Origin of the sequence: Microbacterium schleiferi (genome assembly GCF_020781975.1) — a bacterium.
Taxonomy (GTDB): Bacteria; Actinomycetota; Actinomycetes; order Actinomycetales; family Microbacteriaceae; genus Microbacterium.
On sequence record NZ_JAJGNI010000002.1, the window covers coordinates 76,543 to 97,483 of the forward strand.

Below are 20,941 nucleotides of genomic sequence, written 5' to 3' on the forward strand. Positions count from 1 at the left end.
CGATGGAGCCGATTCGCAGTGGGATCATCGGTACCGGGTTCATGGGTCGCGCGCACGCGCGAGCAGTGCGGTCGGCCGGCGGCACGGTCGTCGCGTTCGCGGGACGCGATCAGGACCGGACACGGGCTACCGCCCAGGACGAGGGCGTGCGGCGGGTCCTGACCCCCCAAGAACTCATCGACGACCCCGACGTCGATCTCGTGCACGTGTGCACCCCGAACGCCTTCCACGTGAAGTACGCCGAGGCGGCGATCGCGGCGGGCAAGCATGTGATCTGCGAGAAACCGTTGGCGTTGTCGCTGGCTGATGCGCAGCGCCTGCAGGATGCCGCAGACGCCGCCGGTGTCGTGCACGCCGTGCCCTTCGTCTACCGCTTCTACCCGACCGTGCGAGAGGCCCGTTCGCGGATCGCGGCCGGCGATGAGCGCATCTGGCTGGCGCACGGCCACTATCTGCAGGACTGGATGTCGGACCGTTCGAGCACGAACTGGCGTCTGGCAGATGGGGCGTCGCGCGCGTTCGCCGACATCGGTGTGCACTGGTGCGACCTGTTCGAGTTCGTTAGCGGGCACCGCATCGTGCGGCTCATCGCAACCCGCTCGCGGCTGCACGATTCGCGGATCTCGGCCGAGGGCGAGGTTCCGGTCCTCACCGAGGACGGCGTGACGATGCTGTTCGAGACCGATCGCGGCGCATCCGGGTCGCTCGTGGTGTCTCAGGCCACACCGGGTCGCAAGAACCGCCTGTGGCTGTCGATCGACGGGGAGACGCAGTCGTACGCGTTCGATCAAGAGAACCCGAACGATCTGTGGATCGGCGCGCGTGAGCAGGTCACGATCGTTCCGAAGGGTGACGAGACGTCGGCGGATGCCCGCGGACTGGATCCGTATCTGCTGGTTCCCTCCGGCCATCCGCAGGGGTACCTTGACTGTTTCGGGCTGTTTCTCGCCGACGTGCACCGCAGCATCCGTGGTGAGCGCGTCGAGGGGCTGCCCTCGTTTGCCGACGGGGTGCGCGCAGCCCGTCTCACCGAAGCCGTGATCGCCTCGTCGGAGTCGGGCGATTGGGCTCACGCCACGGACTCCGCCCGCCGGGAGGCGAACGCAGCATGACATCGACGCACGAGGCACGGCATCCGGTCACCCTGTTCACGGGCCAGTGGGCGGATCTTCCCTTCGACGAGGTCGCGAGGCGTGCGGCGGAGTGGGGCTATGACGGGCTCGAGATCGCCGCGTCGGGTGACCACCTCGATCTGCGTCGCGCCGACGAGGACCCTGCGTATCTGCGCTCGCGCCTCGAGGTGCTCGACCGGTACGGGCTGAAAGTGTTCGCGATCTCGAACCACCTCGCCGGCCAGGCGGTGTGCGACTCCCCCATCGACTTCCGTCACCAGGCGATCGTGCGCGACTACGTGTGGGGCGACGGTGACCCTGAGGGGGTGCGTCAGCGCGCCGCCGACGACATGAAGCGGGCCGCCCGGGTGGCGAGAGGCCTCGGCGCCGACACGGTGGTGGGTTTCACCGGCTCGTCGATCTGGCAGTATGTCGCGATGTTCCCGCCGGTGGATGCCACGGTGATCGACGCTGGTTACGAGGACTTCGCCCGCCGGTGGAACCCGATCCTGGACGTCTTCGACGCCGAGGGTGTGCGATTCGCGCACGAGGTGCATCCGAGCGAGATCGCCTACGACTACTGGACGAGCGTGCGAACCCTCGAGGCGATCGATCGCCGCCCCGCGTTCGGGTTCAACTGGGATCCCAGCCACATGATGTGGCAGCGGGTCGACCCGGTCGGTTTCATCTGGGACTTCAAGGACCGGATCTACCACGTGGACTGCAAGGACACACGAGTGCGCGCGACGAACGGTCGCGGCGGCACATTGGGCTCGCACCTCCCCTGGGGTGACCCACGCCGACCGTGGGACTTCGTCTCGACGGGGCGGGGCGATGTGCCCTGGGACGATGCCTTCCGGGCGCTCGCGGCGATCGGCTACGCCGGTCCTATCTCGATCGAGTGGGAGGATGCCGGCATGGACCGACTCCACGGCGCCGCCGAGGCCGTGACGTACGTGCGCTCGCTGCTGTGGCAGCTTCCCGAGCAGTCGTTCGACGCCGCGTTCAGCAACCAGTAGGCACCGGTTTCCGCGGCCACACCGCCGAGATCGCCGCAGCGCACCGCACGGACTGCTCGCCGCGTTCGCGGTTGCCCGTGGAAGCAGCCCTTCGCCGGTCGTTGAGCAGCGAAGCGAGACGAAACCCCCCCTCCGCCGCCCCAACCGGATACCAGCCGGATACCAGCGCGAAATACCGGGTGTGTGAGGATAGTTCGAGGATCCCCAACCGAGAGGCACCATGGAGCTCCGCGACTACCTACACATCCTGCGCAAGAACTGGCTCATCATTCTTGCGTTGACGCTCGTCGGTGTGGGTGCCGCCGCCGCATATTCCCTGACGCGCACGCCGCTGTATGAGGCCGAGAGCTCTGTCTTCGTCTCGACGCAGGCGGGCTCGGGAACCATTCAGGACCTGAACCAGGGATCGAACTTCTCCCTCGATCGGGTGCCGTCGTATGTGCTCGTCGCGACATCTCCGGTCGTACTCAACCCCGTCATCGACGACCTCGGTCTCGACACGACGGCAAGTCAGCTCGCAAAGCAGATCTCGGTCTCATCGCCGTTGAACTCCGCGATCATCAACGTGTCGGTGCAGGATGCCGACCCCCAGCTGGCCGCCGACATCGCGAACGCCACCGCCGCGAGCCTGTCGGATGCCGTGGAAGAGATCGAGACGACGGCGGGACTCACCGCGAGCCCCGTGCGCCTGTCCGTCATCCGCCCGGCGCTGCCGTCGAGCGCTCCCGTGAGCCCGAACGTTCCGCTGAACCTCGCGCTCGGTGGGCTCATCGGTCTGGCCTTGGGTGTCGCGTTCGCCATCCTGCGCACTGTGCTCGACACCAAGGTGCGTACGCCGCGCGATGTCGCTCAGCTGACCGATCGTCCGATGATCGGCGTCATCCCCTTCGACCCGAAGGCGGCCGAGCGCCCGATCATCCTCGAAGCCGACCCCACGAACCAGCGCGCCGAGGCGTTCCGAGCCCTGCGCACCAACCTGCAGTTCATCGAGTTGGATGGCGGCCAGACGTTCGTCATCACCTCGAGCATTCCCAGCGAGGGTAAGTCGACGACCGCGGTGAACCTCGCGATCGCTCTCGCGGACGCCGGCAAGCGCGTGGCCCTGCTCGACACCGATCTGCGCAAGCCGAAGGTCGCCGATTACCTCGGTATCGAGGGCGCGGTCGGGTTGACGGACGTCTTGATCGGGCGCGCGAAGGTCACCGATGTGATGCTCCCCTGGGGTCGCCGCCCTCTGTACGTGCTTCCCGCGGGCAAGGTACCGCCGAACCCGTCCGAACTCCTCGGTTCGTCGCAGATGAAGGCGCTCCTCGACGACTTCGTCAACACGTTCGATGTTGTGATCTGCGACGCTCCGCCGCTTCTTCCGGTCACGGATGCCGCGGTGCTGTCCCGACTCACCGCTGGCGCGATCGTCGTCACCGCTGCGGGTCGCACGACGACGCATCAGCTTGACGGTGCTCTCGAAGCACTTGAGACGGTCGGGGCGAAGGTCGCCGGTCTCGTGATGACGATGGCGCCGACAAAGGGGCCCGACTCGTACATGTACGGCTATGGGTATGGCTACGGGTACGGATACGGCTACGGGTACGGCCACTCCGACAAGAAGTAGACCGGCCACAACCGAGCGCAACGGCGCCCGAGCGAGCAGCGTAATCCGGCCCTCAGCGCGGGAGTGCAGCGACGATCTGGTCGACGGCGTCCTCGGGGCTCACCACACTGGCGTCGATCGCCAGATCGGCGTCGGTGGGCGTTTCGTAGGGGTCGCTGATACCCGTGAACTGCGGAATCTCGCCAGCACGCGCCTTGGCATAGAGGCCTTTGCGGTCGCGCGCTTCGCAGACCTCCAGGGGCGTGGAGACGTGGACCAGCATGAAGCGCCCGACGTTCTCGGCTCGCTCTCGCATCTCGGCACGCATTTCCGCATACGGAGCGATCGGCGCGCAGACAGCGATCCCGCCGTGCTTCGCGATCAGCGCCGCGACCCAGCCGATGCGGCGGACGTTCATGAGGCGGTCTTCGCGCGAGAAGCCGAGCTTGGACGACAGGATGAGTCGCACCTCGTCGCCGTCGAGCAGTGTGACCGTGCGGTCGTCCACCTCGCCGAGGCGTTCGGCCAGGAGCTTCGCGATCGTGGACTTGCCCGAGCCTGAGAGGCCGGTGAGCAGGATGACGAGACCGTCGCCGACCGCGCGCTCGGTGTCCCAGACCTCCACCTCGTCAGCGACAAGCGCGTGGGCGGCTGCGGCAACAGCGTCACTCCAGTCACCCCGGGGCCGCAGCGCCGCATCGGGCGCGGGAAGGACCCGAACGTCGTAACCGGCAGCGAGAGCACGACGCACATCCCGGCTGAGCGCTTCCGCGTAGTGGCCGGTGTCCAGCACGACGAGCGGTCGTTGATCGAGTGAATTCCAGCGCGGGTCGTCTTCGCCGGGAAGGTCGCCCAGGACGACCACTGCGCGGGGCGCGTGCGAAGTCTGGGCGCCAATGCGACGGTCACGGTGCAGTTGGTGCCCAAAGGGACGAAGCTGAGTTACGGGTCCGACGAGCCATTCGCCCGCGGCGGCGCCATCGACCTCGACCGCGGCGAGGGGTGTGCCCTCCTGGTCGAGCAGTTCCACGGTTCCGCTCACGAGGGCCTCAGACGTCCGCAGGCGGCCTCCGCCGTCCTCCGACGCATAGGCGACCGATCCGAGGCCGCCGGCGAGCACGAGTTCAAGCTCGGCAACTCCGGCCGGGCTAAGCGTGACGCGGGCGGTCACGAGGGCGACTCGGTGTCGCCGCTCGGGGTCTCTTGTAGTTCGCGGGCGCGCTTCTCTTGGCGCTGCGTGGGCTTGAGTCCGTGGCGGGTGCGCAGATACATCCAGCCCAGCGTACCGATCACGAAGGCACTGATGACGAGGATGAGGGTCCACTCGTTCGACACCTTGAGCATCTTGAGGCCCGCGGCCAAGAGCACCAGGGCCAGAGCGCGTCGAATGATCGTCCCCGACACGCGCGACGAGAGCCGGGCACCGAGATAGGCCCCGGGGATCGCACCGATGGTCAGCGGCCACACGATGCCCCAGTCGACATCGCCGTAGAGCAGGTGACCGGCGGCTGCAGCGATCACGAGTGGCACTGCCTGTACGAGGTCGGTGCCGACGAGGCGGTTGGCCGAGAGCATCGGGTAGAGCGCCATGAGCGTGATGATGATGAACGATCCCGAGCCCACCGAGGTGAGGCCGACCATGAGGCCACCGACGATGCCGACGATCACGGTGGTGACGATCTTGACCTTGATGTCCTTGTCGGCGACCTCAGGGCGTGCGATCTCTTCGCCGCGCATGATGCGGGCGTGTGTGCGCATCGCGATGTAGGCGCGCACGATAAGGAGCGCCGCAGCGATGAGCAGCACGACGCCGAGCGCGGTCTTGACGAAGTTGTTGACCTCTTCCATCGGGCCGATCGCGCTGATGATCAGGGCTCCCGAGAAGGCAGCAGGCACCGAGCCGGCCACGAGCCAGAGCACGATCTTCCAGTGCACAGTGCCGTGACGCATGTGCACGATCGAGCCGACGGGCTTCATGAACGCGCTCGTGATGAGGTCACTGGAGACGGCCGTGAGCGGCGAGACCCCGAAGAACAGCACGAGCACGGGCGTCATCAGGGCGCCACCGCCCATGCCGGTCAGACCGACGACGATGCCGATTCCGAGACCCGCAAGGGCAAGTCCCCAATCCATGCGGTGCCCCCTCGTAAATTCCGACCGGATTAGTCGGTATTCAACGGCACGGATGCGGGTGAAGCAAGTTCAGGCGTGTTAACGGCTCGTCAATTCTTTGCGCACGTCTCTTTGCGCACGTCGTCACTCGGCAGCCTCGGTGAGTGTTCGCTCAGGCTCCTGCTCGCGTCGGGCGATCCGACGGTCGGTGAGCACGGCTTGCACCGAGATCCACACCGCAGCCACCCAGAGCACGAGGACCCCGCCGAGCACCCACCACGTGAGAAGTCCTCCGGCCTGGTCAACGCCGAGCATGATCGTGCGAGTGTTGGTGAAGATGATCATCCCGCCCACGAGCGAGCCGAGCAGGCGCGGCGGCATGATGCGCACGAGCCAGGCGGCGAGAGGAGCTGCGATCAGGCCGCCGATGAGCAGTGCGAGGACCCAACCGAGGTCGAATCCTTGCGAGCCGAGGCCGATGAAGAAGCCGACGCTGGCCGAGATGGCCACGAGGAACTCGCTCGTGTCGATGGTGCCGATCACCTTTCGGGGCTCCATCCGTCCGCTGGCGAGAAGCGCGGGGGTTCCGACCGGACCCCATCCGCCACCGCCGGTGGCATCGATGAAGCCACCGAACAGGCCCAGTGGCGCGAGGAACCGCAGTCGAAGCGGCCTGGAGCCATCGGGCTTCGGGATCGCCCGGAAGGTGAACCGCACGAGCACATAGAAGCCCAGAGCGAGCAGGATGCCGCTCATCAGAGGTCGCGCCGCATCGCTCGAGAGGTTCGAGAGCAGCGTCGCGCCGAGGAAGGCTCCGATCGCGCCGGGGATGCCGACCTTGGCGACGACTTTCCAGTCGACGTTGCCGAATCGCCAGTGAGACAGACCGGACGCGAGGGTCGTCCCGATCTCGGCAAGGTGCACGGATGCGCTCGCTGCCGCGGGACTCGCGCCGATGAGCAGCAGAAGGGTCGTGGAGGTGACGCCGTAGGCCATGCCCAGCGCGCCGTCGACGAGTTGGGCGGCGAAACCGACGACCGCAAGCAGGAGCAGGGTTTGCATTCGATGCCTCTTCCCGATAAATCCGACTGGATTAGTGGGTATTAAGACACACGAATGACCGCACGCGCAAATGGACAGTTTGCGAACCGTTCAGTCGGCGCTGGCTCAGTCGCCGAGAGAAGAGGCGTTCAACCAGGCTCGTGGCTCGTCGGCCAGGGCTTGCACCGACGCCGGCAGGCTCCCCGCAGCAAGATCGGCGATCGTTGTCGCCTCGAGAACAGCACGCACGTTTGCCCGCAGTGCGACCCACAGGGCAGCGAGCGTTTCCTGCTCCTGGACGTAGTCGACATCCGAGGGTCGCGCGTCGCGCACGTACACGAGCGGTCCGTCAACGGCGCGGATGACGTCAGCCACCGAAACGGTCGAGGCGGGCAATGCGAGCCGATAGCCGCCGGCCGCTCCGCGACGACTGGTGACGATTCCAGCCCGCCGCAGCGAAGTCAGGATGCCTTCGAGGAAGCTGCCCGGAATCCCCTGCGCCTCGGCTACGGCATCTGCCGAAATGACCTCGTCGCCGGCCTGCGCGATCGCGACCGTCGCTCGGACGGCATAGTCCGCTCGGGCTGAGATGCGCATACCCGATTATGGCCTGTTACGTACGCGTAACGCGGAAGAGACCCGGCGTTCGTTTGACGACACACGCTTACGGTAAGGTCGCTCAGCGTACGGTCAGCCACTGGGAAAGCGACCAATGACACAAGCACCACTGAGCGATTCATCGCTCGCAGAATCCATCGCACGTACGGCCGCCGAAGTCCTGATCACCACTCGCCGAGAGTTCCTCGGCGATGACCTTCGCGCGCTCAAAGACGCCGGGGATGCCGCGGCGCAGGCACATATCGCCGGGCGCCTGTACGACGCCGTGCCCGACGACGCGGTGCTGAGCGAAGAGGCCAAGGACTCAGCCGAGCGGCTCTCGGCTGAGCGTGTCTGGATCATCGATCCGCTCGACGGTACGCGGGAGTTCTCCGAGAGCCGTGACGACTGGGCAGTGCATGTCGCGCTGTGGCAAGACGGCGAGCTCGCTCTCGGGGCTGTCGCGCTCGGCGGGCCCGAGACTTTGCTCTCGAGCGCCACCGTTCCCGCTCCCCCGGCGCGCCCTGAAGGTCCGATCCGCATCGCGGTGAGCCGGTCGCGGCCGCCCGAGATCGTCAACGCCGTCGCCGAACAGCTCGGAGCAACCCTCGTGGCGATGGGGTCGGCGGGAGTCAAGGTGTGTGCCGTCGTGACCGGCGAAGTGGATGCTTATGTCCACGGCGGCGGACAATACGAGTGGGATTCAGCGGCGCCGGTCGCTGTCGCTCGCGCCGCCGGCCTGCACACGTCGCGGCTCGATGGAAGCCCTCTCGTCTACAACCAAGAAAATCCCTACCTCCCCGACCTCGTCGTCTGCCGCCCGGAGTTCGCGGCGCAGATTCTCGAGGCCATCGCGAACGCTGAACGGAAGGCATCGGAGTGACATCGCCTAATCAGTACGCGCTCAGCCAACTCCAGATTCTGGAAGCTGAGTCGATCCACATCATCCGCGAGGTTGTCGCGCAGATGGAGCGCCCCGCGCTGCTCTTCTCGGGCGGCAAGGACTCCATCGTGCTGCTGCACCTCGCGATGAAGGCCTTCCACCCGGCGCCGATCCCATTCCCGATCGTGCACGTCGACACGGGGCACAACTTCCCCGAGGTTCTCGAGTTCCGTGACTCGATCGTCGAGAAGCACGGCATCCGCCTCGTCGTGGGATCGGTGCAGGAGGCGATCGACAAGGGCACGGTTCGCGAAGAGCCCAACGGTTCGCGCAACCGCATCCAGACTCCGGTGCTGCTCGACACGATCGAGAAGAACCAGTTCGACGCCTGCATGGGCGGCGCCCGCCGCGATGAAGAGAAGGCGCGCGCCAAGGAGCGCGTGTTCTCGTTCCGCGACGAGTTCGGCCAGTGGGACCCGAAGAACCAGCGCCCCGAGCTCTGGAGCCTTTACAACGGCCGCGTGCACCCGGGCGAGAACATCCGCGTGTTCCCCCTGTCGAACTGGACTGAGCTCGACATTTGGCAGTACATCGGAGAATACGAAGTCGACATCCCGTCGATCTACTTCGCTCACGACCGTGACGTGTTCGTGCGCAACGGCATGCTGTTCGCTGCGAACGAGTTCTGCGCTCCCAAGGACGACGAGGTCGTCGAGACGCGCAAGGTGCGCTACCGCACCGTCGGTGACGCAACCTTGACGGCAGCGGTGGCATCGGATGCCGACACTGTCGAGCTCATCATCGAAGAAGTGGCAGCGACGCGCGTCACCGAACGCGGCGCGACCCGCGGTGACGACAAGGTCAGCGAGGCCGCGATGGAAGACCGGAAGAAGCAGGGGTACTTCTAAACATGGACATGCTGCGATTTGCGACCGCTGGTTCGGTCGACGACGGCAAGAGCACGCTCATTGGCCGTCTGCTGTATGACTCGAAGTCGATCTTCGAAGACCAGCTCGAGAGTGTCGAAGCGACGAGCAAGGCCCGTGGCGACGAGTACGCCGACCTCTCCTTGCTGACTGATGGCCTGCGCGCAGAGCGCGAGCAGGGCATCACGATCGACGTCGCCTACCGCTACTTCGCCACCCCCAAGCGAAAGTTCATCATCGCCGACACCCCTGGCCACGCGCAGTACACGCGCAACATGGTCACGGGAGCGTCGACGGCAGACCTCGCGATCGTGTTGGTGGATGCCCGCAAGGGTGTGCTTGAGCAGAGCCGCCGCCACGCGACGATCGCGTCGCTGCTGCGCGTGCCGCACATCGTGCTCGCCGTGAACAAGATGGACCTCGTCGACTGGTCTCAGGAGGTCTTCGAGTCGATCCGCGATGAGTTCTTCGCCTTCGCGTCGAAGCTCAACATAACCGACATGACGGCGATCCCCCTGTCGGCTCTCGCTGGCGACAATGTGGTGAACCGCTCCGAGAACATGCCCTGGTATGAGGGCACTTCTCTCATGCATCACCTCGAGAACGTCTACATCGCGAGCGACCGCAACCTGCAGGATGTTCGCTTCCCGGTGCAGTACGTCATTCGCCCCCAGCAGAGCGCGCACCGCGACTACCGCGGGTACGCCGGCCAGGTCGCGAGTGGTGTCATGAAGATCGGCGACGAGGTTCTCGTGCTGCCGAGCGGCCTCTCGTCGAAGATCGTCGGCATCGACACCGCCGACGGCCCGGTCGACGAGGCGTTCCCGCCGATGTCCGTGACCGTCCGCCTGGCTGACGACATCGACATCTCGCGCGGTGACGTGATCTGCCGCAAGGGCAACCACCCTGAGGTCAGTCAGGACATCGACGCGATGGTGTGCTGGATGGATGACGTCCCTCTTACTGTCGGCCAGAAGCTCTCGATCCTCCACACCACCCGCGCTGCGCGTGCCGTGGTGAAGGAGATCTCCTACGAGCTCGACGTGAACACCCTTCACCGCACGGAGATGGCGAGCGAACTCGGGCTCAACTCGATCGGTCGCGTGAAGCTCCGCACGACGACACCACTCGTAGCAGATGAGTACGTCCGTAACAGGACGATGGGGGCGTTCGTGCTGATCAACGAGGCAACGAACCGAACCGTCGGCGCCGGCACGATAACGGCGGCGGACTAGAGCAGTGGCCGGGCCCACCGGGAGCCGCGACATTCAAAGCAAGAGCGGCTCCCGAAAGGTTGTGATCAACGGCAGGTTTCTCTGTCAGCCGGTAACTGGCGTGCAACGGGTCGCGATCGAGTATCTCCACGCGATCGACTCCCTGCTCGCAGCGGGCGAACTCGGTGATATTGATGTCGAGGTTGTCGTGCCTGCCTCCTCACCTCTTCTAACGACGCCCGCGCTCAGGCAAATCAAGGTCACGCCCCACGGTCGCTATTCAGGCCACCTCTGGGAACAGCTTGAACTAGCCCGGTACGCCCGCGGTAGCGACCTCATCTGCTTCGGGAACGTCGCACCGGCTCTTTCGCTCTTCTCTACCCGCACCAGAGTCCTAACGATGGTCCACGACCTGTCCTTCGTCTACTTCCCGAAGGCATACAACTGGCGATTCCGTTGGTTGTACCGAGTTCTCGTCCCGCTAGCGCTAAGACGCTCCGACGTGACAGTCACAGTTGCCGAAGTCGAAAGAGAATCAATACTCCGCCACTACAAGCTTGAACGGAAGTCCGCGGATCTCCACGTTCTCCAGAACGGTGCACTGCGAGAGGGCGTCTCGAAAAACACGCCGCTGCAGGCGTATGCCGAACGCGCTCCCGAGATTCTTTATGTGGGGTCGCTGACTCGACGCAAGAACGCGGAGAATCTCCTCATCGCGGCAAGCACCCTTGTAGAGCAGGAAGACACGGATTTCGTTGTCATCGGCGCCAATGGGCACAATTTTTCATCTGCTGTTGGAGGGGCCGCCTACCCGCCCGAGTTCCGATTCCTTGGGCAGATCGACGACGCATCAGCGGTATACGCCCACATGCGTAGCGCCCGCCTCTTCCTTTTCCCTTCCCTCTACGAGGCCTCCCCGTTGCCTCCGATCGAGGCGATGGCAAATGGCTGCCCGGTCGTCGCGGCCGATATCCCGAGCATTCGTGAGCGCTGTGGGGATGCCGTGCTGTACTGCGATCCGCATCGCCCCGAGTCAATCGCTCACGTCGCGACTGAGCTGTTGACGGATCATGCACTCTGGAATCAGATGCAGCAGAGGGGGCTCGAGAAAGCATCACAGTACTCATGGAGCAAGCAAGCTCAGAGGCTGATGGCCTTCCTCGATGACGCCGCTCACCCCGCAGGCGCTCCCCGCTCGAGTCCAACCGGAGCCTAGCTATGGCGAGCGATGCAGTGCCCCAAGTTCGAATCATCCACGAGACGGACCCACGAAAGTACTACCCGGCGATCTTCCGTCTCGCAGCCGAGGGAAGAATCACGATCGTCGGCGCCAACCGTTACAGCGTCGTGAAGGACTTCGTACGAACCTCGGTGCGAACCAAAGACTCGCTCATTACCCGTCTGCGACGGACAGCTTCGGATCTTGCGCTCCGCCTCAAGCTTCCCTTCCTCCGGGACGAAGTCATCGTCATCGGATTCGCTCCGTGGGACTGGCGCATCCTGCTCTACGGCGCGCTTCCGCGGAAAAACAGAGTCGTCTACCACACGTCCCGCATACGCTGGGAGCGCCACACGACCCCGCACCAGTATGGCCCGCTGACGGGATTGTTCCAGCGGCTCTGGATCAGGTTTCTTCGCCACGCGAACGTGCAGATCGTTGCGGTCCTGGACGAAGTGCGCGACGACATCGTCACCCGTTTCGGCGTCGATGCCAGGGTCATACCCCACGCGGTTCCGGACGAGTTCTTCGAGGCGAGAAAGCCTTCGGCCCCCTCAACCCTACCGCTGCGAATCATCTACGTCGGTGAGCTGTCCGAGAAGAAGGGTGTGCGCGATCTTCTCGAGGCAGCACCCACGTGGACAAGTACACACGTCACCGTCGTAGGCGACGGGCCGTTACGGCCACTCTGCGAGGCGGCCGCAACCCAGGGCGCCATAACCCTGCTCGACCCCATCTGGGAGCGTTCGAGGCTCGCCCAGGTGATGGCGGAGCACGACCTCCTCGTCCTGCTCTCAAAGCGGGAAGGCGTCTGGGAGGAACTGTTCGGGATCGTTCTGACGGAAGCAATGGCCGCTGGGTTAGGCGTTATCGCAACCGACCATGTGGGGCCGCGGTCAATCTTGCACAAGAGCAACCTTGGTAACCTGTTCACTGAAGGAGATAGTGCCGGCGTTGCCGAGCTCATCACGCGACTTGCGCGAGATCCTGCCGAGCTAGAGCGCTTCAAGTCCCAGCACTACGCCATGGCAGATGATTACCGAATCAACCACATTGCCGCAGAATGGCAGTCAGTGATGCTGGGCGAGACGGTGTTGCAGGAGCCCCGCAGTGACTGATGTGATCGCGCGAGTCCTGCAAGGCTGCGGGGTCGTTCTACTCGTTGTGACGCTGTTGGCTTCGACCATCAGCGATTCATATGGCAGCCTCGGGGTTGCCAGCGGCGCATACTTGGCCGCCAATGTGGCCCTATTCGCGTACATTGTTCTGCATTCTCGACGCGGTGGCGTTTCGCTGATAACCGGCTTCTTCTTCCTCTTCTTCATCGCGATACCCGCATACCTGCAAATCGACGCAGGCGTGTTTCCCTTCAACTCGAGCTACGCCTGGCAACAGCTACTCACCGGTTTCGCGATTTTTTCCGTCGCGCAACTCGCATATCTCGTCGCCGAAATGCAGGTCGACAGCTCCCGCCCCACTCGGATTCGGGCGCTCGGTCAAGAGATGAGGGCACCGTTCTTCCGCAAAGCCAGCGTCGCAATCCTTCTCGCGAATGTGGCAATCATTGCCTTCGTCGGCTCACGCCTCTTTCTCACCCGGACGGAGCGTGGGGGCGAGATCGCGAGTGCCGAGGGTGGGTGGCTGCAGTTGCTGTTCATCGGCCGGTCAATCAGTCTCGTCGGCGTGCTCATCTGCCTTCAGCTCTTGATCGGCGACACAGAAAGCCGGAGAAGCAGCGGATTTCGGCTCGTGGCACTACTCAGCTTTGCAACCTTCCTAATGCTCAACTATCCGCCCGGACTCTCTCGCTTTCAGCTGCTCGGCTCTGTGATTGCAATCGTGGCCGTGCTCACGTCGTTCTTCCGCAGATCACGCAAAGTGCTATTCGCATTGATAGCACCTGTCTTTCTCTTGCTGTTCTTCCCGACGATCAAAGCGCTAGGCAACGGCGGCGAGATTGACATTGCTGGAGCAGTCGGGCGTGACGTCGGCAATTACTTGCTGGGCGTCGATTTCGATGGCTTCAAACAGACCGTCGACTCCTGGATCTACGTCGACCGCTTCGACGTCCTCAGATGGGGAGAGAACTTCCTCGGCGCCGCACTCTTCTGGGTGCCGCGTGACCTCTGGCCAGGCAAGCCTGTGGACTCGGGGGGTATCGTCTCAGGCGCGCTGGGCTACAGGTATACCAACGTCTCCAACCCGCTACCCGCCGAGGCCTACCTCAGTTTCGGATACGTCGGAGTGCTCCTGGTTTTTATCCTTCTCGGGCTCATCGTCACGCGAGTCGAGCGCCGCGCCCTCGTCGCAGGGACAGCTGGCATCATGACGAGCAGCGCCCTCCTTCTAGCGCTGATGATGGGCTTCGCAACGATCGTGCTACGCGGAGCCCTCAACGGAGTCGCACCCATGTTTCTATCCGCGTTCCTCTTGTACGCGATGTTGATGGCGCTACAATCCATGACTTCAGAGCGGCCCCGCAGCCGGGCAACGACCCGAGCGGGAAGAGATACGAACTCACTGTTCGGGGACGCACGCAGCCCCCAGCTGAAATCAGAAAGAGCCGAACTGGCTAGTTGGAACAGACGGTAGCGGCCAGTGATGCTGCGAACTCTGCGGGTCCGGCGAGCTCGATAGGTTCGCGAGGGTGCTCCTGCGAAGACGTCACCGCCTCCGTAAGCGCCGCACGGAGCCCCGTAAGCGACAACTCGGAGTAAATCGCCCGGTACCCGAGAGGCGCAATCGCCTCACGAAGAGACTGGTTCCCGGCCGCGACAACGTAAGTACCAACCGAAGCCGCCTTGCCAAAGATACCGCTCGGCGCGTCATGGGAATATGCAGTGACCGCCACGTCAACCGCAGCGATGGCGAAATCGAGCTCCGCATCGGTCAGAAAGCGGTCCTCAAGATGGACCGTCACCCCCCGGGCACGCGCAGCATCCAGGGACACAGCAAGCTCAGCGCTGTATGCGGGCGCGACGCGTCCAGCGAGAAGGACTCCAATGCGCTGCGGGTCTTCGATCGCCGCCGCGGCATCGAGCACTCGTGTGACGTTCTTGCGCGCATTCAGAGCACCGAGAAGCCCGATCCAGACGCGACCATCCGATGAACCGACGACGGGCTCGAGAAACCCTGGCGTTCCAGAGTCCGCCCGATGCGTTAGCTCGACGGGGTCAGGCGCTGCCTGGAAGCCTCTCCACACGTAGTTGTCAGCGGGCGGCCGCGATGGTGCGAGGACTCGAACTCTCCCCCCCTGTGACGAGAGAGAGACGACAGTACGCTTCAACCGCGAGCCAAGCCCCCCTCCCGGTCCCGGCACCCGCATCACCAAGACTCCGACTCGCCTGGACGCTCGTCCAAGCGTCCAGAGGAGCGCGAGCGTCTTGTCCCCTTCCGGCAGAAGCACGCGAGCCTCGGGGTGCTCCTTGAGCACCTGACGAAGGCACTGCAGTACCCAGAGCTGGTAGCGCAGGGTCCCCACATGCTGCCGAACCCCGAGATCGACAACTGCAGGATGAGGGACATCCGCAAATCTCGCCTGGAACTCGTCCGAGACGAGAGCTTTGCTTGCGGTAGCAAGAGCGAACCGTTTGCCTTCAGCGAGACACCAGTCGTACAGCCAACGCGCGTACTGCATTCGGTGCCCTGTGTGATTCGGTTCGACGACGATCACCATCTCGGACGTCATCGACATTCTCCCTAGGTTTGGCAAGTAGCTGACGGCTACCTCGGCACCAGATACTCCGCGATTCTTAGAATGCTTCTATGACCATGCTACGAGACTCGGCGTGGGGCCAGTCCCGCCGCCGAACTCGCGGTATTCAGGAAATACGGGCGTTACGACGCAGCCAATAGAATCACCGGGTGTCGCATGATCAGGACCAAGACAGAAGCCTCGCCCCCGAGCTGAACGGGGAGCGAACTGCCGCACTCGCTGGCTCAGCCCGTGGTGACGACCGGCACCGCGCTTCCGTCACGATCGCGCACGACTATTTGACTCAATCGGGTGGCGCGGAGCGCGTCGCGTTGGAACTGGCGCGAATTTTCAAGCCGGAGGAGTTCGTTACTTCCGTCTATACGCCCAACACCACATTCCAAGGGTTTGACGACTTCCGAATTCGGCAGTCCTTCCTGAGGCGTCTCCGAGCGCTCCACAGCGACGTAAGAAGGGCGCTGCCGCTTCTCCCGGTTGCTTGGTCGACGCTGGCACCAATCGAAACACAACTCGTGATCTGCAGCTCATCGGGGTGGTCGCATGGGGTTCGAACTCGATCAGGAGGAGCAAAGATCGTGTACTGCCATAATCCAGCACGATGGCTCTACCAGCGAGAAGACTACGTCCTGGATCAGTCGCGGCTAGTGCGAGTTGCGCTCTCTGTGTTGCGACCATTCCTGCTCTTCTGGGACCGGCGGAGCGCCCGTTCGGCGGATCTTTACATCGCGAACTCCAGTTCGGTAGCAGCACGGGTTAAGGAGGCGTACGGCATCACGCCACAGGTGATACACCCGCCAGTCGCCATTGACCCGTCGGGTGAGCGTCAGGCAGTTGCCGTCGAGCCAGGCTACTTTCTCTCGGTGGGTCGCGCGCGCGGCTACAAAGGCGCCGATCTCCTCGTGTCGGCGTTCCGGAACCTCCCTTCGCACCGACTTGTGCTCGTCGGCGCGCGCTCGGATACCGATCTTCCCGCAAACGTAGAAGCCGTAGGACGGGTGTCGGAAGCTGAACTGCGGTGGCTCTACGCGAACGCGCGAGCCCTCGTATCCGTGTCCCACGAGGACTTCGGCCTTACACCGATCGAAGCTAACTCGCTTGGCACCCCCGCACTGTTGCTAAGGAGCGGCGGCTTCCTGGACTCAACTGCCGAGGGCGTGTCGGGGTCGTTCATCGACCAACCCACTGTTGAGTCGATTGTTGATGCGGTGGAGTCTTTTCCAGAGACATGGGACCACGAGGAGATTAAACGCCACGCGGAGAAGTTCTCGCCCGAGAGCTTCGCCGAGCAGATTAAGGCTGCGGTCGCCTCGGTTGCTCGTTGAATCACCACTTGCGCAGGAAGAAGATGATGGCTACTGAGATTTCCGACGAGAACGAGGAGCGTAGCCCGCTCCGCACCGGGCACAAGAAGCGGTTTGTGCTCGTGACGGGTATGCCTCGGTCGGGCACTACCCCGATCGGCACCATTCTCAGTGCAGCCCCCCGCGCGTCCTACGTGTACGAACCGTTCAACGCCGACAGCGGCATGCGCGGAATCGACGTGTACTTCCAAGGCCCGATCGCGTCAACGGCGGAGAGTGACTTGCTCACCCAGATCCGCAGCGTTCTGCGGCTCCAGATGAAGCTGAAACCGGGTGCTTACGAGACCGACCGAGGCGTCCGCGCCCTGGCGAAGAATGTCATCGGTGGGCACACGAAGCTTTCTTACCTCCGGTGCAAGCTGGACCCCCGCGTGTCCACGGTCATATGGAAAGACCCCTTCGCGTCCCTCCTCGTGCCGTACCTAACTCGGGTCGAGCGGGTGCCCGCTGTGATCACCGTTCGATCGCCGTATGCCGTCGCCGCAAGCTTCAAGCGACTCGGTTGGGGGTTCGACCTGCGTCATCTCCACGATCAGATTCGACTCGATGCACCCACAATCCCCCTGCCTCCGGAGAGCGTGGTTGTAGACCCCAAGGCGGACAGCGTGGCCAACGCAGCTGGCCTTTGGACGCTTCTTTACGGCTATCTTGCGCGGGCGACCGCCGACGATCCCTTGGTGTCGTGGGTCGATGTGGCCGCAGTTATCCGCGACCCGATGCCCGCATACCGCAAAGTCTTCGCGCGCGCGGGTCTCGAGTTCACCGCCCGCGTCGAGGCAAAGATTCATGACACCTATAAGGACGAGGGCACGGACGAACCAGCCGTGGGTCGCGCCCATGACCGTCACCGGAACGTCCAGAGTTCGAGCGAATACTGGAGAGGTCTCCTCTCGGACGAGGATATTCGGAAGGTTGACGCAATAACCCTGGGGACGACAGATCTCGTCAATGAGCGGATCAGGTCGGCGTAATTCTGCGGGGCAAGAACCGCGCAGGTTACGAGAAGTCCCAGTCAACCGCGGACGCCGGAGCAACCCTGTCCAGAAGCGCCCGGTCAGCAGAGTATATGTCCGATAGGTACTGGGCGATGTCGGGCTCAAGTTCCGCGGGACGCCGGCCGTGATCGGCCAGCAACTCCGCAGATCGCGTGATCGCATTGCCCGCGGCGCGCCTCAAACGGCTGTTCGCGGGAAGCCGTCGCGTTGAGTCTGGTACGGCTTGGGTCTTCAACCGGTGCCCGGCCGCATACATCGCGATGAAGCGGTCGTCGTAGAGCCCCACGTTGCGGTCAGCAATCGTGCTCGGCAAGCCGTGGCCCGGATTGTCAACTCCCAGGTGGGCGCAGCAAGCCGCAAGCGCTCCGGCAAGGTCCCTTCGTACAAAAGACTGTGAAAGCACGAGGAACCGCTCCGATGGAAACCGCTCGTGCCAGGCTCCGAGATACTTCCCATACTGGCCGTAGGTTATTAGCGATCGAGACTGGCTCTTGACACCCCGGTCGAAGTCCTCGAGTGATCTACGGAGACCCGCATTGAGTCCCTCCGCCGGCACGTGGGCGTGTCTGGCGAGGTGATAATAGGCCGAGACCGCTCGCGAAATCGGCTCGCGAAGAACCACAATCAATTTCACATCTGGGCAAGCGCTAGCGACGCGGTTGATGATGTCCGAGCGACACAATGCGTCTGGCCTCTTGATCCCCGCCACTCGCTGCCGGACGCCTTTGCCTGGGAAGCTGAGCCAGGGTTTGGACGCGTAGTCCGGGTCCTCGAAGAACGGGCTCTCGCCGACCGGAAGGAACACGTCCGGTACGGCAGATAGAGCAGCCTGCAACGAAGAAGTTGCCGCCTTCTGAGCGCCAATAATAAAGAAGTCCAGTGTCATCTCGTCTCGTCTCCGTTAGGAATGCCGCTCTATGTCCTTCGACTGTCTAAGCCAAATCAAGTGGAGCGAGACTAGCGTCACAATTGCGACGAGTGGCAACGTCACCGCCAGTCCCCACGCACCCCACAGATACCCTGCGAAGGCACACAAAAAAAGTCGGAGCAGCGCTGAAGCGATCATGCTTACCCCGACCCCGAGTGGCACGCTCGTCGCATAGAACCAACCCAGATAGGTCTGGCTGACTGCGATGAGCGCGGCGGCAGCGATTACACCCCCGATAATCGGGGCCGCGGCGCGGAACTCGTCACCGAGCACGATCTGGGTAACCCAAGGGGAAGCCGGCACCGCAGCCAAGAAGACCGCAGCCAAAACCAGCGCTACTCTTCGCGAACCCTTGAAAATCGCCAGTCGGCGGCTGCTCGGGCCTTCGCCTGCCATCTCTGGCACGAATACTTGCATCAAAGTTGTGATGACGAGGTTCATCGGCGCTGCGAGCCGCGTCGATGCGCCGTAGAGACCAGCGAGAACGGCCCCGCTGGTCGCGCCAACAACCGCCGTGCCAAGCTGTGAGAGATTCGGGCCGAGTCCTGCGAGGAACATCGTGTGGTTCGACCTGAGCAGTAGGGGAAGTGAGGTGGGTCTCCCTGCGCGGCGGAAGAGCAGCGCGAAGCAGGCAACAACTCCGATGAGCCCACCGACGAGCAGACAGACGATTGCAGCCTCGAACGTAAGGCCGAATGCAAACGGAACGAGCGCGAGCAGCCTGCGAGTGAGAAGGAGAGTATTGGCAGCGATCGTACGCTTCTCACCTTGTTGAATAGAAAGCGATGTGTCGCCCAGCGCGTCCCCGGCGGCAGCAAGGACACTGACGACAACGAGGAGACGCGCGAAGACATCCAGACCCATCACTGCCGTAACTGCGAGGGCGACCGCAAGCGAGCCCAACAGGGCGATGCTCTTCGACACCACCAAGGCGCCGAAAAGTCCCCGCGTGTCAGTGAGGTTTGCTGCGGCAAGAGCCCTCGTCGTGAGTCCGTAGTCGAGAACTCCAAAGGCGAACATGCACGTCGCATATGTGGCTGCATACACGCCGAAATCGGCCACACCAAGCGAACGAGCGAGGAATGCGAGAAGAAGCGCCTGGGCTAGAGAAGCAGAAACTCGTCCACTCAGGGAGATGGCGGTTCGACGGAAGATGCGCTTGCGGCCTACCACTCGCGCACTCGTTCCGTCGCGCTGAGGCGCCCCGCACGGTGGGAACGGGGGCTGCTCCGCATCCCCAGTCGTGTGCACTGACTCATCGGCGCCTTCAATCTGCAGCCAGCTAGAGGAACAAGCGACGCACTGGGTCGATCTGAGACTGGCGCCTAGTAGTTGAGTCTATGGGGACTGACCTTTCCCACTCGCAACCGGGAGGTTACGACCCGGAGACAGAAACAGCCCGGCAACAGAGACGCTGTACCATCGGCGAATACAGGCCAGCACCACTAACATCGAACAGGAATCGCCTTGCTTTCCGAGCAGTACCGATGGATATTCATCCACCCACCAAAGACCGCCGGTACCTCTATTTCCGAGGCATTGTTCCCGTACTCAGAGGACAAGAGGCTTCGGATGCCGGGACAGGCATCCGACGACAACTTCGAGATTCGCGGTCCGATCACCCCGCATAAGCACGTCACGGTTCGGTTCTACGAGACAATGCTCGGTCACCGCGCCGCGGACTTCCTGCTAATCGGCGGCCTCCGGCACCCTTTGGATCGCATGCTGAGCCTGTACTACTACCCAGGCAACTGGATTAAGGACCGGATTATCGGCGGGAAACGGCTTAGCGCGCGCGGCCTGCATCGATTGGACCCCCTGCTAATTCGTAGGGAGACCCCTTACTGGGACGAGAGCCGCTTCCTGCGTATGGTTGCCGAGAAGCCCACGATGAGTGATTTCTACCGGAGGGCTGACGGATCGGTTCGGTTGCCCGATGTCCGGCTAACCGCTAGCACCATGACGACTGCCACCAGGACAATCGCTCAACATCTGGGAATCGATGATCTGCGGATTCCTCACATCAATCGATCGCTTCGGCCGGGCGAGGTGGCGCGACTGTCGAAGAGCCGGGAACTGGCTGAGCTCGTCGCCACAGCTCACGCTGAGGACTATAACCTGTTCGACTACTCCCTCTTGCCTGGTAACTAGCAGGGACGCCGGGCCGAGCGTGCACATCGGGTGCGTGCTCAGCCAATCACCATAATCCGGAGCAAGCTCCAAGCTCG

19 protein-coding genes are annotated in these 20,941 nt (G+C 63.5%); 12 read left to right on the top strand and 7 right to left on the bottom strand.

Going from position 1 to position 20,941, the window contains the following annotated elements; translation table 11 throughout:
• Positions 1 to 2: 2 nt before the first annotated feature.
• The 3 genes from LL236_RS02625 (at position 3) to LL236_RS02635 (ending at position 3,743) form a co-directional block, all read left to right on the top strand.
• Positions 3 to 1,112, top strand: a complete 1,110-nt coding sequence (locus LL236_RS02625) for a Gfo/Idh/MocA family protein (RefSeq protein WP_228177247.1) — start codon at positions 3 to 5, stop codon at positions 1,110 to 1,112.
• A complete protein-coding gene (locus LL236_RS02630; RefSeq protein ID WP_228177248.1) occupies positions 1,109 to 2,131 on the top strand; it encodes a sugar phosphate isomerase/epimerase family protein in 1,023 nt (340 codons plus the stop codon). The genes LL236_RS02625 and LL236_RS02630 overlap by 4 nt, the downstream gene beginning before the upstream one ends.
• 220 nt (positions 2,132 to 2,351) lie before the next feature.
• Complete coding sequence (locus LL236_RS02635; RefSeq protein WP_228177249.1) at positions 2,352 to 3,743, top strand: polysaccharide biosynthesis tyrosine autokinase; 1,392 nt, start codon at positions 2,352 to 2,354, stop codon at positions 3,741 to 3,743.
• Positions 3,744 to 3,795: 52 nt separating this feature from the next.
• Here the strand turns inward: LL236_RS02635 and cysC are convergent, their stop codons facing one another.
• The 4 genes from cysC to LL236_RS02655 form a co-directional block, all read right to left on the bottom strand.
• Complete coding sequence (gene cysC, locus LL236_RS14960) at positions 3,796 to 4,893, bottom strand: adenylyl-sulfate kinase (RefSeq protein ID WP_228177250.1); 1,098 nt, start codon at positions 4,891 to 4,893, stop codon at positions 3,796 to 3,798.
• Positions 4,890 to 5,855 carry a sulfite exporter TauE/SafE family protein gene (locus tag LL236_RS02645; RefSeq protein WP_228177251.1) on the bottom strand — a complete coding sequence of 322 codons (966 nt, stop codon included), beginning with the start codon at positions 5,853 to 5,855 and terminating at the stop codon, positions 4,890 to 4,892. Before LL236_RS02645 ends, cysC begins: the two co-directional genes overlap by 4 nt.
• Positions 5,856 to 5,978: 123 nt before the next feature.
• Positions 5,979 to 6,896, bottom strand: coding sequence for a sulfite exporter TauE/SafE family protein (locus LL236_RS02650; protein WP_228177252.1), 918 nt, complete (start codon positions 6,894 to 6,896; stop codon positions 5,979 to 5,981).
• Between the two features lie 105 nt (positions 6,897 to 7,001).
• Positions 7,002 to 7,472, bottom strand: a complete 471-nt coding sequence (locus tag LL236_RS02655) for an RrF2 family transcriptional regulator (RefSeq protein WP_228177253.1) — start codon at positions 7,470 to 7,472, stop codon at positions 7,002 to 7,004.
• 115 nt (positions 7,473 to 7,587) lie between these two features.
• On the opposite strand from LL236_RS02655, the gene LL236_RS02660 reads away from it, so the two are divergent.
• Genes LL236_RS02660 through LL236_RS02685 form a run of 6 tightly spaced genes read left to right on the top strand, consistent with a single transcriptional unit; the run spans position 7,588 to position 14,306 of the window.
• Positions 7,588 to 8,355, top strand: coding sequence for a 3'(2'),5'-bisphosphate nucleotidase CysQ (locus LL236_RS02660; protein ID WP_228177254.1), 768 nt, complete (start codon positions 7,588 to 7,590; stop codon positions 8,353 to 8,355).
• Positions 8,352 to 9,263 carry a sulfate adenylyltransferase subunit CysD gene (cysD, locus tag LL236_RS02665; RefSeq protein ID WP_228177255.1) on the top strand — a complete coding sequence of 304 codons (912 nt, stop codon included), beginning with the start codon at positions 8,352 to 8,354 and terminating at the stop codon, positions 9,261 to 9,263. Before LL236_RS02660 ends, cysD begins: the two co-directional genes overlap by 4 nt.
• Before the next feature lie 2 nt (positions 9,264 to 9,265).
• Entirely contained in the window at positions 9,266 to 10,516 is a 1,251-nt protein-coding gene (locus LL236_RS02670) for a sulfate adenylyltransferase subunit 1 (RefSeq protein ID WP_228177256.1), read from the top strand.
• A 4-nt stretch (positions 10,517 to 10,520) separates the two neighbouring features.
• Positions 10,521 to 11,711, top strand: coding sequence for a glycosyltransferase family 4 protein (locus LL236_RS02675; RefSeq protein ID WP_228177257.1), 1,191 nt, complete (start codon positions 10,521 to 10,523; stop codon positions 11,709 to 11,711).
• 17 nt (positions 11,712 to 11,728) lie between these two features.
• Positions 11,729 to 12,832: a glycosyltransferase family 4 protein gene (locus tag LL236_RS02680; protein WP_228177258.1), complete on the top strand. Its 1,104-nt coding sequence runs from the start codon at positions 11,729 to 11,731 to the stop codon at positions 12,830 to 12,832.
• Complete coding sequence (locus LL236_RS02685; protein ID WP_228177259.1) at positions 12,825 to 14,306, top strand: O-antigen polymerase; 1,482 nt, start codon at positions 12,825 to 12,827, stop codon at positions 14,304 to 14,306. Before LL236_RS02680 ends, LL236_RS02685 begins: the two co-directional genes overlap by 8 nt.
• Here LL236_RS02685 and LL236_RS02690 read toward each other — a convergent pair.
• Positions 14,287 to 15,402 carry a hypothetical protein gene (locus LL236_RS02690; protein WP_228177260.1) on the bottom strand — a complete coding sequence of 372 codons (1,116 nt, stop codon included), beginning with the start codon at positions 15,400 to 15,402 and terminating at the stop codon, positions 14,287 to 14,289. The two genes, LL236_RS02685 and LL236_RS02690, sit on opposite strands and share 20 nt — an antisense overlap.
• A gap of 176 nt (positions 15,403 to 15,578) precedes the next feature.
• Here LL236_RS02690 and LL236_RS02695 point away from each other — a divergent pair, with 176 nt between their 5' ends.
• Together LL236_RS02695 and LL236_RS02700 are read left to right on the top strand one after the other, a co-directional pair.
• The gene (locus tag LL236_RS02695; protein WP_228177261.1) at positions 15,579 to 16,751 is read left to right on the top strand and encodes a glycosyltransferase; all 1,173 of its coding nucleotides are present in this window, start codon (positions 15,579 to 15,581) and stop codon (positions 16,749 to 16,751) included.
• Between the two features lie 26 nt (positions 16,752 to 16,777).
• On the top strand, positions 16,778 to 17,761 hold the full coding sequence (locus LL236_RS02700; protein WP_228177262.1) for a sulfotransferase: 984 nt from the start codon (positions 16,778 to 16,780) through the stop codon (positions 17,759 to 17,761).
• 25 nt (positions 17,762 to 17,786) lie between these two features.
• Here LL236_RS02700 and LL236_RS02705 read toward each other — a convergent pair whose 3' ends face one another.
• Both LL236_RS02705 and LL236_RS02710 read right to left on the bottom strand, forming a co-directional pair.
• Positions 17,787 to 18,671 carry a sulfotransferase domain-containing protein gene (locus LL236_RS02705; RefSeq protein ID WP_228177263.1) on the bottom strand — a complete coding sequence of 295 codons (885 nt, stop codon included), beginning with the start codon at positions 18,669 to 18,671 and terminating at the stop codon, positions 17,787 to 17,789.
• Positions 18,672 to 18,686: 15 nt separating this feature from the next.
• Positions 18,687 to 19,886 carry a lipopolysaccharide biosynthesis protein gene (locus LL236_RS02710; protein ID WP_228177264.1) on the bottom strand — a complete coding sequence of 400 codons (1,200 nt, stop codon included), beginning with the start codon at positions 19,884 to 19,886 and terminating at the stop codon, positions 18,687 to 18,689.
• A 399-nt stretch (positions 19,887 to 20,285) separates the two neighbouring features.
• On the opposite strand from LL236_RS02710, the gene LL236_RS02715 reads away from it, so the two are divergent.
• A complete protein-coding gene (locus LL236_RS02715; protein ID WP_374197995.1) occupies positions 20,286 to 20,864 on the top strand; it encodes a hypothetical protein in 579 nt (192 codons plus the stop codon).
• Positions 20,865 to 20,941: the final 77 nt, after the last annotated feature.

What these genes read in the sequence shown, in the direction of transcription:
- LL236_RS02660 (WP_228177254.1), top strand. Translation starts at nt 7,588, where the DNA reads ATGACACAAGCACCACTGAGCGATTCATCGCTCGCAGAATCCATCGCA.
- LL236_RS02655 (WP_228177253.1), bottom strand. Translation starts at nt 7,472, where the DNA reads ATGCGCATCTCAGCCCGAGCGGACTATGCCGTCCGAGCGACGGTCGCG.
- LL236_RS02700 (WP_228177262.1), top strand. Translation starts at nt 16,778, where the DNA reads ATGGCTACTGAGATTTCCGACGAGAACGAGGAGCGTAGCCCGCTCCGC.
- LL236_RS02645 (WP_228177251.1), bottom strand. Translation starts at nt 5,855, where the DNA reads ATGGATTGGGGACTTGCCCTTGCGGGTCTCGGAATCGGCATCGTCGTC.
- LL236_RS02715 (WP_374197995.1), top strand. Translation starts at nt 20,286, where the DNA reads ATGCCGGGACAGGCATCCGACGACAACTTCGAGATTCGCGGTCCGATC.
- LL236_RS02670 (WP_228177256.1), top strand. Translation starts at nt 9,266, where the DNA reads ATGGACATGCTGCGATTTGCGACCGCTGGTTCGGTCGACGACGGCAAG.
- LL236_RS02625 (WP_228177247.1), top strand. Translation starts at nt 3, where the DNA reads ATGGAGCCGATTCGCAGTGGGATCATCGGTACCGGGTTCATGGGTCGC.
- LL236_RS02690 (WP_228177260.1), bottom strand. Translation starts at nt 15,402, where the DNA reads ATGACGTCCGAGATGGTGATCGTCGTCGAACCGAATCACACAGGGCAC.
- LL236_RS02705 (WP_228177263.1), bottom strand. Translation starts at nt 18,671, where the DNA reads ATGACACTGGACTTCTTTATTATTGGCGCTCAGAAGGCGGCAACTTCT.
- LL236_RS02650 (WP_228177252.1), bottom strand. Translation starts at nt 6,896, where the DNA reads ATGCAAACCCTGCTCCTGCTTGCGGTCGTCGGTTTCGCCGCCCAACTC.
- LL236_RS02630 (WP_228177248.1), top strand. Translation starts at nt 1,109, where the DNA reads ATGACATCGACGCACGAGGCACGGCATCCGGTCACCCTGTTCACGGGC.
- LL236_RS02635 (WP_228177249.1), top strand. Translation starts at nt 2,352, where the DNA reads ATGGAGCTCCGCGACTACCTACACATCCTGCGCAAGAACTGGCTCATC.